Source organism: Candidatus Neomarinimicrobiota bacterium, assembly GCA_030743815.1.
Lineage (GTDB): Bacteria > Fidelibacterota > Marinisomatia > Marinisomatales > S15-B10 > UBA2146.
Window position 1 is genome coordinate 1 of record JASLRT010000095.1, and the last position, 11,230, is coordinate 11,230.

Genomic DNA, 11,230 nt, shown 5'->3' on the forward strand with positions numbered 1-11,230 from the left:
TGTGCTGAATGCGGATGATTCTGGAATCGTTGAGTATTCGAAAGGTATTTCTCAGGCGGTCTGTTGGTTTACTCTTGATGAGAGCAATCCTGTTGTTCGGCAGCATATTGGCGCCGGCGGAGTTGCATGTTTTCTGGAGGGCATCCAGATTGTATACGCAGCATCCTGCGGCATTGAGCAGATCATGAATATTGAGGACATTCCTATCACCATGAAAGGTGCTGCTCGCTATAATATCGCCAACTGCCTCAATGCTGTTTCATTAGCCAAAATGCTGAATCTTTCAAACTCAGCAATTAGGGATGCCCTCAGCCGATTCGGTGGTTCTTTTCGGGAAAATCCCGGAAGAGGAAACTTTATTCACATTGATGGTGTCACCGTCCTCATGGATTTTGCCCATAATCCCCACGGGATGAAGGCGATTATCGAAATGGTTCGGCAGGTACCGGCCAGACGGAGACTGATTCTGGTGGGGCAAGCTGGAGACCGGAGCAACAGAGACATTCGAGCATTGGTGGAGGCCACTGCGGCACTCGAGTTTGACAGAGTGATTGCTGCCGAAATCCCGAAAAAACTCAGAGGGAGAAAATCGGGGGAAGTGTCCGGCCTGATCAGGAGCGCTTTCGAGGAACTCGGGTTAGGACGAGATGATGTTGAATTGTCACCGGATTACCTGAACGGCGTGAGGTCAGCCTTGGAGTGGTCCCAAAGCGGTGACCTTCTGCTATTGCTCGTCCTCGATCAAAAAGAAGAAGTCTTCGAATTCATTCGAAGTCGCGAAACATCGTAATGTTTTCCACGAAGGACAAGGAGCGATGAAATGCTCAAGCAACTCGGACGTTGTCAACTCAGAAGAATGTCAACAGTTCTCTCACTCTTGCTGGTCTGGACGGTGATGGCTACCTCTTGCAAGGAGGAATCTTCTCCCGCCACACGATTCGGTCTCGTCATTCACGGCGGCGCCGGTACTATCAAGAAGGAGAACATGACCGCCGAGAGAGAGGCCGCCTATGAGGAAGCGCTCACCGGTGCGCTGACGCTCGGTCATGAAATCCTGTCCAATGGAGGTTCAGCGGTCGAGGCTGTTGAGCTGGTGGTAAAAAGGCTCGAGGATTCGCCTCTCTTTAATGCGGGCAAAGGGGCTGTCTTTACCAGTACTGGTACGAACGAACTCGACGCTTCTATCATGGACGGCAAGACCCTGAATGCCGGAGCAGTGGCTGCAGTGAAGCACATCAAGAATCCCATCACCGCCGCGCGACTCGTCATGGAGGAGTCACCTCATGTCCTCCTGACTGGGGATGGTGCCGAGGAATTCGCCCGGGAGCACGATGTGGAATTCGTTGCGCCGGAATACTTCTATACCGATCGACGGTGGAAAAGCTACGTAAAGAGGAAAGAGGAGGAGGTAGAAAAAGCTGCAACTTCCGCTAATCCTGACTTGGATCAGGAATCGGAGTATAGTACTGTAGGCGTCGCGGCCCTCGACACAGATGGCAACCTGGCGGCCGGGACATCCACCGGCGGCACGACCTTCAAGCGGTTCGGGCGTGTGGGTGATTCACCTATCATCGGGGCCGGGACATACGCCGACAACCGCACCTGTGCTGTTTCCGGCACCGGCACCGGTGAGTACTTTATCCGCCTTGCCATTGCCCATCACATCTCGGCTCTCATGGCCTACGAAGGGAAGTCGGTACAGGAAGCGTGCGATATCGTGATCCACGAGAAGCTCACGGAACTCGGCGGCGACGGGGGCGTCATCGCCATCAATGGGCAGGGCAATATCGCCTTTTCTTTTAACACGGATGGAATGTATCGTGGCCACGTAAAGGGAGATGGAGTAGCGGCAGTTAAAATTTACGGTGACTGATCATGAGCGGATAAACTGACCGTCAGACCACTGCTATTTGAAGATGATTCTAATGATCTTAAATTCGAAAAGACAGTTGCGAACCGCTGCAGGATTGGCTGTCTGTATAATTATGCTCGCTTGTAACTCAAAACCATCCAGCCTCGTCATTAGTGACGAAGACAGGGCCATGTTTGACTCAATCCTCAGACGGGGCGGCGATGAGGTGCGCTTCTTTAGCGCCTCTGACGGAACGTCAATCGCCTGTACCGTCATTCGGCCGAAAACGGATCCTGTGGCTGTCGTGGCGTTCATTCACGGCATCGCTGTCGCTTCCCGGCTCTACACTCCCATGGCGGATTCTCTGGCCGGGCAAGGGTATATCGTCATCATGATGGACATCCGGGGGCACGGTTATTCAAAAGGTGAGCCGGGGGATGTACCCGCCGGTGCATCGCTCGTGAAGGATGCCAGAGACTTTTTCCGCTTCGTAAGAGGGGAGGAGGGGGACGAACTGCCCCTCATCGTTATGGGGCACAGCCTCGGTACGTATATATGGATGGCGACATTGCAGTCGTTCTCTGACTTGCAGGTGGACGGGCTCATTCTAATGTCGGGCGGCGTTGTTCCGCAGAAGCGCAGTAAGACGCCCAGTGGGCACAAGGTGGGGACGTTCATTCGGGGTCACAGGCTGGAATACCTCCTGTCATTCATTTTCCCAGGACTGAAGCCTATCGAGATTGTACTGCCCAAGGAATCTCAGGCGGAGAACCAGCCGTTGGTCACACGCTATTCAAGGCGATTCTTTCAGAACCTCGATATCGGCAGGGAGTCTTACGAAACATTCTATAGATCATTCGATCGACCTGTTCTGTTGATTTCCGGTGAAGAGGACGAAATCATGCCCGCGGAGGAGATTCGTAACTCATACGACAAGTTTCAGAACGGTGATAAATCAATTGAAATGATGGATAACCTGACACACACTTCCATCATCTGGCACGGGGCGCCCGTCATCAGCGCCTGGCTGGATGAGAGATTAAGACCTTAGCGTAGACTCTATGCAGCGAGTTTCACTCTGTTTTTCACTTCTATTCCTTTTCGCCTGTGAAGAGGAGACGCCGGGGTGTGATGTCCCCGCCGTACTTCTCGACTACGCGGGCCTCGACGGCTGCGGTTTCGTCCTCGCGCTGGAAGATGAGGAAGTCGTCGAAATGGGGATCTTCGATGAGGAGCCGGACTTTGCTTTCGAAGACAGCATGGAGGTCAATATCTCCTACGAACCGATGGACAACATGGCATCCGTTTGTATGGTGGGACCAATCGTGCGGATTACCTGTATTGAAAAAGCGGAGTGACAAGAGATAAGCGGATTGGCTCCAACAGGTGAGCACTCTGACACACCAACACGTTAAGACCAACGGCATCTCCCTCCACACCGTCCAGGCGGGGCCGGAGGACGGTCCGCTCCTGATTTTCCTCCACGGATTTCCGGAGTTCTGGTACTGCTGGCACAGGCAGATCGACTTTTTCGCTGAAAGGGGATTCCGTGTAGTTGTTCCGGATCAGCGCGGATACAATCTCTCCCCCAAGCCGTCGAGCATCTCTTCATATCGAGTGGAGCCAATCGCTAGAGACATCCTCGGCCTCATCGAATCGCTGGGCAGGCGCAAAGCTCACATTGTCGGCCACGACTGGGGTGGAATCACGGCGTGGCGGTTGGGAAACCGTTACAAGCAGTGGGTGGAGAGACTGGCCATCCTGAACTGTCCTCATCCCGGCGTCATGCGGCGAAATCTTTTCAGTAATCCCGCTCAGCTGAAGAAGAGCTGGTACATCTTCTACTATCAGCTGCCGTGGCTGCCGGAGTGGACTATGTCCCGCAACGATTGGGAATTTGCTCGGAAAGCACTTCAGTATACTTCCGTGCGCGGGACCTTCGGTGATGACGATCTGGGGCAGTATGTGGCGGCGTGGTCACAGCCGGGGGCGCTCTCAGCCATGCTCGGTTGGTATCGCGCGGGGATGTTGCTCATGAAAAGTCGCATCGGAAAGAGACGACCGCCCAGAAAGATCGAAGTGCCGACTCTTCTTCTCTGGGGTGCCAAGGATCGATTTCTCGGTCGCGAAATGGCTCAGCCGAGCGTTGACAGGTGTACGAATGGGAGACTTATCTTTCTTGAGGAGGCGACTCACTGGCTTCAGCATGAGGAGCCGGAGAAAGTTAACTCACTCTTGCTTCAATTTCTCACGTCCTGAGCCGCTGTAAACACAGCCCACCGGGAGAGGAATTGTCTGGCTCTCTGTTTGTTGAGAGTTTCCCTTCTAAGGCGCGGCCGCCATCAGCCGGCGGGGAGATTTAGCTTTACTTATCCCACCAAAGCGGAGGCAGTGTACGTTCGTCAGGATAGATTTCATCCAGAGTGGCGGCCTGATAGAGGCGGCCGTTAAGCATCACCATTTCGACCGAATCTGAATTTTTGATGTCCTCTAACGGGTTCTTCCCGAGGACTACAAGGTCGGCCAGCTTCCCTGCGGTGAGGCTGCCGAGGTCTTTCTCCATGCCGATATAAGCGGCGCCGTTGACGGTTGACGCTTTCAATGCCTCCATTGGCGACATGCCGCCTTGGACCATCATCCACATCTCCCAGTGGGCGCCGAGTCCTTGAAGCTGTCCATGGGCACCGTTGTTGACCTTCACTCCGGCATCAGAGAGGGCCTTCGCCGCCTTGGCATTCTCGATAAAGTTGTAGTCGTTGTCTTCTACCATCCGGCGCCGCCTGCCAGCCCTGTCCAGCAACTCCTTCGGTGTGTAGGCTAAGAGGCGTTCGTGCTCAAAGACCTTTTGATGCTGGTACCAGTAGTTCTCTCCCCACAGTCCGCCGTAGCTGACGATGAGGGTCGGTGTGTAGCCGGCGCCGCTTGCGCCATAGAGCGTCAGGAAGTCTTTATAGACTGGTGAGACAGGAATGGAATGTTCGATTCCCGTGTGACCATCCACGATCATATTCATGTTGTGCTGAAAGGTGGAGCCTCCTTCAGGATAGACCATCATCCCTAATTCCCGTGCGGCTTTGAGCACTTGCTGGCGCTGTTCCCGCCGCGGCTGATTGTAAGACTTTACCGAAAAGGCTCCGAAGGCCTTGAGCCGCCTCAGATGTGACTTGGCGTCCTCCAGCGAATTCACTTCCGCTGTGGAGGGAGTTACAGCGCCGTAGAGGATGGTGCCGGTGGAAAAGATGCGCGGCGCCAGCAGTTTTCCCGCCTTCTGTAGCTCGGAGTTGGCGAAAACGATTTCCGTACTGTTGGACGGGTCGTGTGTGGTGGTGACGCCGAAGGCAAGGTTGGCGAGATAGTGCCAGTTCTGCTGGGGGGAGAGGCCATCCCAGTTCAGTCCCATATGGGCGTGGACATCGATAAGACCAGGGATGATTGTCTTACCGGAAAGGTCAATCTTCTTCGCCCGCCGCGGCATATTTGTTCTAGACGTCGGCCCTACTGACACGATACGATTATTCTCGATAACGATGGTTCCGTTCTCAATGACACCGGACTCATCCATGGTGATGATCCTCGCTCCCGTGAGAGCTATCTTCCCGGATGGCAAATCGGCCTTCTCCGTCCACCCGAGCATGACGCCGACGGAATCCGGTTCCGGCAGGGAATCTGGTGCTCCTTCAACAAACGTGAACATTTCGCTGAGATGTCGCGCGAACAGTTCGGCGCCAAGGGTCCAGTAGAGGGTCTTGCTGTCAGCGGACCAGTGTACTTCGAAGCCGGAGTCACGTGTCACTTTTGCCACTGGAACGGAGCCCGTTTTGGGCGAGAGTGTCATGGTCCGGCCCGTATGCGGAAACGGGGTCACATGGATATGAAACCGTTCCGTGAATGCGATCCACTCCCCATCTGGTGAGAGAACAAAGTCGCCAGCGTACTTGGACGTGGCCAGGACGCGCCGGTCTTTCCCATTCACATCTACGCTGATAATGGCCCGCTCTCCGCCCTCACTTGCCAGCAGGAGTATCCGCTTGCCATCGGGACTAAACAGAGGCATACTTCCTTCCTTCGTGACGAACTGCGGTTTGCCGCCCGCCACTGGAACTACATAGATGCCGGGGTCGGCACTGTTTGCGAATCCGCGAATCCAGTTTCCGCCGCCCTTGCGATAGACAATTCTGTTTCCGTCAGGAGACCAGGACGGTTTGAAGTAGTGACCGTCCGGGATATTGAGTTGTGTCGGCTTTCTGCCGGAAGCATTCACCAATGAGATACCTCCCGTCTTACCGTCACGCCATGATGCAAATGCGACCTTTTTCCCGTTGGGCGACCACGCAGGATCGTACTCCCGCACCTTCTCGGATGAAGTTAGAAGTCTCCGCCCGGAACCATCTGAGTTAGAGAGGTGCAGTCTTCCAAGGGCGTGGAAGACGACCTTTTTCCCGTTGGGACTCGTCCGCGCATCACGCGTGGCACGTACCTGAAACGATTCACTCCCCACCTCCACAGGAATCTTCACGGTCCCTGTTATTGACTGCCTGACTTCCGCCTCAAAAGGAATCTCAAGAGCAGTGCCGCCATCTACATCGACCTGCCAGAAATGGCCTTTTGCCGATATGATGATTGATTCACCATCGGGTGTCCAACTGTAGCCGGGATGGATGCCGAAGATAGCCCACGTCTCCTGGGCATCCCTGTTCAACCTGTCGAAAATGGGACGTTCGTTGCCGGTATCTAAGTCTTTCACAAACAGGACCGTCTTCAGTCCTACCCGCCGGACAAAGGCGAGGATCCTGCCGTTGGGAGACAACTGAGGAGTGGCGGCGCCGCCTAGTCCGCCCACCACCCTTTCCTTCTCCCCAGTATCCAGATCTATCCTGTCGATGGCGTATATAGTACCGTAAGGATTGCGGTTGTATTCGAAGCTGTTGCCCGGACTTACGTCCTGAGAATAGTAGAGATATTGTCCGTCTGGACTGACATGGGGTTCGCCGGCGTCGTGTTGCCAGTCCCGCCTCTCAGAAATTTGAACACCTTCTCCGCCGGAGAGGTGATACATCCACATTTCGCCGGCGCCGATGGAGCGAGTATCTACGAAATGCTTGCGGGCGATGATGTACTGACCGTCCGCCGTGAAAACGGGATTGTTCAGAAGACGAAACTTCTCCTTGCTCACCTGCTTGCGGTTTGAGCCGTCCCGCTCCATGATCCATATATTGTCGCCGCCGCCCTCGTCGGATGTGAAGGCAATCTTCTCCCCGCCAGGACTGAAAGTCGGTTGGATATCCCAGGCGGGGCCGGAGGTGAGGGGCGTCGCCTTTCCGCCTGACATGGGCATGGTGTAGATGTCACCCAACAGGTCGAAGACAATCTCCTTGCCGTCGGAAGAGACGTCGCAGCTCATCCATGTACCTTCGTCTGTTTTGAAGGAAAGTTCCTCGGTGGGGCCGTGAGATGCCGTCACATCCCACTGATCGTTACCTTCTATTTCCACGTCTGCGTCTGAAGAACTGTCCTCATTTTGACCGCCCGTGATGGCAGGCTGAACGCCGCATACCTGCGGGGAGCCGTAGATTCCACTATCTCCACCGCCGTACAGAGTACGATCACTGCGGTTGAGATCCTGGGCGGTGACGGCGGTGATGGAAAGCAGTGTAGTCCAGAACATAAATTGTCTCATGTCGGTCTCCTTTAAGAAGAATTTTAATGTGGAATCAGTTTTGTCTCGCATTGATAAATTACTGAACGAATCTAAGCAAGATTACGCTCCTTGCCAAATTGGGGTGTCATGAGTAGTCTGTATATTTGCTATGGAAGGTTATGCCGGATGGTGACTCGCTTGAATTCCTATGCAACAATAACAACCTGATAGCTTCGCAATTGTTTGGTTCAACCAAATGAGTTAAGCTTTTTGGTACGGAGTCCTGATAATGGAAGACAAATTTCACTCCTATCGAACATTCTTCGGTTTTGAGATCGGATATGTCTCTGAGTTTGTCTACGGCGGAATTGACGGTGCCATCACAACTTTTGCCGTGGTAGCCGGCTCTACCGGGGCCGATCTGGAACTCGCCATCGTCGTTATTCTTGGGTTCGCAAATCTCATCGCCGACGGATTTTCAATGTCAGTAGGAAGTTACTTTTCCGCCAAAGCGGATCACGACTATTTCGAAAAGCACAAGGCGGTTGAATACTGGGAGATCGAAAACATGCGCCATAAGGAGATCGAGGAAGTGCGTGAAATCTATGAGGCAAAAGGATTCAAAGGGAAACTGCTGCAGCAGGTGGTGGACGTTATAACGTCAGATGAGGATGTCTGGGTCGACACCATGATGAAGGAAGAACTGGAAATGATAAAGGAAGACAAGACCCCTTTCAAGCAGGCCGTGGTAACCTTCGTCTCCTTCAACCTCATCGGCTTTATCCCCCTTACGGTATATGTACTGGCGGCCCTGTCTGACAGCGACCGGAGCAATCTCTTCATGATCTCCTGTCTTTCAACCGCCGCTGGACTTACAATCATCGGTAGTCTGAAAAGTCTGGTGACAGAGCAGAACTGGCTGAAAGGGGCGAGTGAAACAGTGCTGCTGGGAGGCCTTGCCGCAGTCATCGCCTATTTCGTCGGCGATGTTCTGCAAAATCTGCTGTAGCCCGTGCTTGTCGTGACACTCTCAGTTCTCGCATAAAGAATATGTTCGGCGCCGTAACAAAGGGGATACGTGTTGAAGTTGATAGCTGCTATATTCTTGAGCGGTCAGATCCGTCGCTGCCACTCTACTTCTTCGCTTATCATATTACTATTACCAAATGAAGGGGACATATCAGATGTATTATGAGGATGGGAACTCATTCGATGCCGAGATTGCACCTTTCCAACTGGCGACGCCTCAGTCGGTGAATTGAGATCAGTTAGCGCTGATAGTAACGCTCACCGGCAGATGATCGGAGTATCCGCCTAACAGCCGGTCCCCCACCCAGAATCTTAAAGGATAGCCTTCGTATTCCCCCCACTGGCGGTACTTGGGATCGTCCGGAATACGGATGCTTGTCGGTAGAACGAAAAGCTCGATGCTGTCCGCCAGTCCCGCGCTGACGATAATTTGGTCGTAAACCAGATCTTTCCCACCGTACTTGTAGCTGCCGCTGTTAACTTTGTCAATGAATGGCCCCATCAGATTCCAAAGCACGTTACGGTTCTCTTTGACTTTTTTCGGCGACAGCGACGATCCCAGGTGCTTCTCTACCGAAGGGGCAGTCGGCTGGTCATTCAGATCCCCCATGATGACAATTTCAGCATCGTGGTTCAGCCGCAGGATGGCATCAATTTCGCTCCGCAGGGCAATGGCCGCCAGTGCCCGCAGCGGATTGGTAGCTTCGGTGCCGCCCCAGTGGGAGGGCCAGTGGTTCACGAAAAGGTGCAGCTCCACACCACGGAACTTACCCACGACGTGAAGAATGTCGCGCGTGGGGTGGCCGCCCCCAAGATCCACAGCTATCGGACTTGATGAGATGACGGTAAAACGGCGAGGGTCGTAGAGGAGAGCTACATCAATTCCTCTCATATCTGGCGACTCATAGTGGATGATGTTGTAATCCCGCTCTCCGTATCTCAGGTCGAGCATCTCGAGGACGGCGCCGTTTTCCACTTCAGCCAGCCCGAGAATGTCGGCGTTCAGATCGGTGAGCATTTCCGCCAGATGATTGAGTTTCAAATCGAGGATCTCCTCGGTCACATGTTTTTCTCCGGCTGGAGTAAACTCGTCGTCCCGTTTGTCGGGATCGTCTTCAAGATCAAACAGATTTTCCACATTCCAGAAGCTGACGGTGAGAGTCGTATCAGCGGGACTCTCGGCTCGGCAAATCAGGTGAGCTATTATCAGGAATACAACTTTTTTCATGCCGTTTCCGCTACGGTTTTCATCATTGTAAATCCGGCCTTCGCTTGGGTCACAAAACGATGAACTAGTTCAGGATCGCGTTTACCCGATGATTCTTCTACACCGCTATGGACGTCAACACCGGCCGGCTGGACATGAAGAATAGCATCTCTTACGTTGGAGGGGGCAAGCCCGCCGGCGAGGATAACAGGTCGGTCTGAAATTTCAACGATCTGTCTGCTGACGTCCCAGTCGTGGACCATTCCGGTGGCGCCGGTGGCACCCGTCTCGGGGTCGTATGTATCTGTGATAAAGGCGTTCACCAGCGGGGAGAAGGTCTCAACGGCATCCCGCAGCTGAGAACTGTTGTCGCCGCGGACGATGAGGCTCTTGATGATGCGGAGTTCCGGCGCACTTTTGTGGATTGATGATATTTCCCTTGGCGTGATATCGCCATGGAGCTGGACCCAGCTGACACCGAGGTAACCGCAGAAGTTGACAACTTCTCTTGCACTGTCGATGTATGTAATTAGAACAGGTCTTATGCTTTTGTGAAGGGTTCGGATCAGGCGTGCAGCCTCATCTTCCGTTATATCTTCATCGTTCACATCCAGGCGCAAAGGAAGACCTATGGCGCTGACCCCCGCGTCGGTGAGCATTCGGGCTTCCTCTATATCACGAACACCAGCGATCTGAATATAGTCTTTCACTGCACGGTCAATCCTCAACGGGAATTTACTCTGTGAAGCTTCCAAAGGCAGTATTAAACTCAACTCAGGAGGCATGGGAATCAACGGCTTGAATTCGCCTTACAAACACATCATCTGGGACTGGAACGGTACGCTTCTGGACGATGCGTGGTTCTGTGTCGAGATTATGAACGGAGTGCTTGACCGGCGCGGCATGTCACTCCTCACGCTGCGGCGCTATCAGGAAGTTTTTGATTTCCCGGTCATCGATTACTACAGGCGGCTCGGGTTCGATTTTGATGAGGAGCCGTTCGAAGTTTCGGGTACTGAGTTTATCGTGGAGTATGAGAAGCGGCGGCATGAACTGCAGCTTCAGCCGCAGGCGAAGGAGATACTTCAGGCAGTTCTACAACTTGATCTTACGCAATCGATCCTCTCAGCCTACAAGCAAGAGACGCTTGATGAATTGACCGAGTATCTGGGCGTACGGGACTACTTTGTACGTGTGATCGGTCTCGATAATCATTATGCTCACAGTAAGACAGAAAACGGCAAGATGTGGATGGAAGAGATGCATTACGGCCCACACGAAGTTCTGATGGTGGGAGATACAGTTCACGATCATGAAGTGGCGCAGGCAATCGGGGCCGACTGTGTACTGGTCCTGAGTAATCATCATACGGAGGAGAAACTGTCATCCTGCGGTGTCCCGGTACTTGAGTCTCTTCGAGAGGTGCTGCCGAATCTGCATAAGAGAGTGAAAGGAGATCGAGATGAAGAAAGGTACAGTCAAAGAATATGACAGAGGCAAGGGG

General features: G+C 53.4%; 10 protein-coding genes and 1 pseudogene. 8 read left to right on the plus strand and 3 right to left on the minus strand.

Annotation, left to right across the window (positions count from 1 at the left end; genetic code table 11):
• The 5 genes from QF669_08080 to QF669_08100 form a co-directional block, all read left to right on the plus strand.
• On the plus strand, window positions 1-790 hold a 790-nt coding region (locus QF669_08080; GenBank protein ID MDP6457391.1), incomplete at its 5' end, for a cyanophycin synthetase.
• A gap of 66 nt (window positions 791-856) precedes the next feature.
• A complete protein-coding gene (locus tag QF669_08085; GenBank protein MDP6457392.1) occupies window positions 857-1,873 on the plus strand; it encodes an isoaspartyl peptidase/L-asparaginase in 1,017 nt (338 codons plus the stop codon).
• Between the two features lie 169 nt (window positions 1,874-2,042).
• A complete protein-coding gene (locus tag QF669_08090) occupies window positions 2,043-2,903 on the plus strand; it encodes an alpha/beta fold hydrolase (GenBank protein MDP6457393.1) in 861 nt (286 codons plus the stop codon).
• Window positions 2,904-2,913: 10 nt separating this feature from the next.
• Window positions 2,914-3,210 carry a hypothetical protein gene (locus tag QF669_08095; protein ID MDP6457394.1) on the plus strand — a complete coding sequence of 99 codons (297 nt, stop codon included), beginning with the start codon at window positions 2,914-2,916 and terminating at the stop codon, window positions 3,208-3,210.
• 28 nt (window positions 3,211-3,238) lie between these two features.
• Window positions 3,239-4,111: an alpha/beta hydrolase gene (locus QF669_08100; GenBank protein ID MDP6457395.1), complete on the plus strand. Its 873-nt coding sequence runs from the start codon at window positions 3,239-3,241 to the stop codon at window positions 4,109-4,111.
• A gap of 106 nt (window positions 4,112-4,217) precedes the next feature.
• Here the strand turns inward: QF669_08100 and QF669_08105 are convergent, their stop codons facing one another.
• Window positions 4,218-7,529, minus strand: a complete 3,312-nt coding sequence (locus tag QF669_08105) for an amidohydrolase family protein (protein ID MDP6457396.1) — start codon at window positions 7,527-7,529, stop codon at window positions 4,218-4,220.
• Between the two features lie 250 nt (window positions 7,530-7,779).
• Between QF669_08105 and QF669_08110 the strand changes: the two genes are divergently transcribed.
• A complete protein-coding gene (locus QF669_08110) occupies window positions 7,780-8,499 on the plus strand; it encodes a VIT1/CCC1 transporter family protein (protein ID MDP6457397.1) in 720 nt (239 codons plus the stop codon).
• A 157-nt stretch (window positions 8,500-8,656) separates the two neighbouring features.
• Window positions 8,657-8,752, plus strand: a pseudogene (locus tag QF669_08115) (Co2+/Mg2+ efflux protein ApaG).
• A 2-nt stretch (window positions 8,753-8,754) separates the two neighbouring features.
• Here the strand turns inward: QF669_08115 and QF669_08120 are convergent.
• Window positions 8,755-9,747 (minus strand): endonuclease/exonuclease/phosphatase family protein, encoded by a 993-nt coding sequence (locus QF669_08120; protein ID MDP6457398.1) that lies wholly within the window; start codon window positions 9,745-9,747, stop codon window positions 8,755-8,757.
• Window positions 9,744-10,436, minus strand: a complete 693-nt coding sequence (locus QF669_08125; GenBank protein MDP6457399.1) for a phosphoribosylanthranilate isomerase — start codon at window positions 10,434-10,436, stop codon at window positions 9,744-9,746. Before QF669_08125 ends, QF669_08120 begins: the two co-directional genes overlap by 4 nt.
• A gap of 73 nt (window positions 10,437-10,509) precedes the next feature.
• Between QF669_08125 and QF669_08130 the strand changes: the two genes are divergently transcribed.
• Window positions 10,510-11,217: an HAD family hydrolase gene (locus QF669_08130; protein ID MDP6457400.1), complete on the plus strand. Its 708-nt coding sequence runs from the start codon at window positions 10,510-10,512 to the stop codon at window positions 11,215-11,217.
• Window positions 11,218-11,230 lie beyond the last annotated feature (13 nt).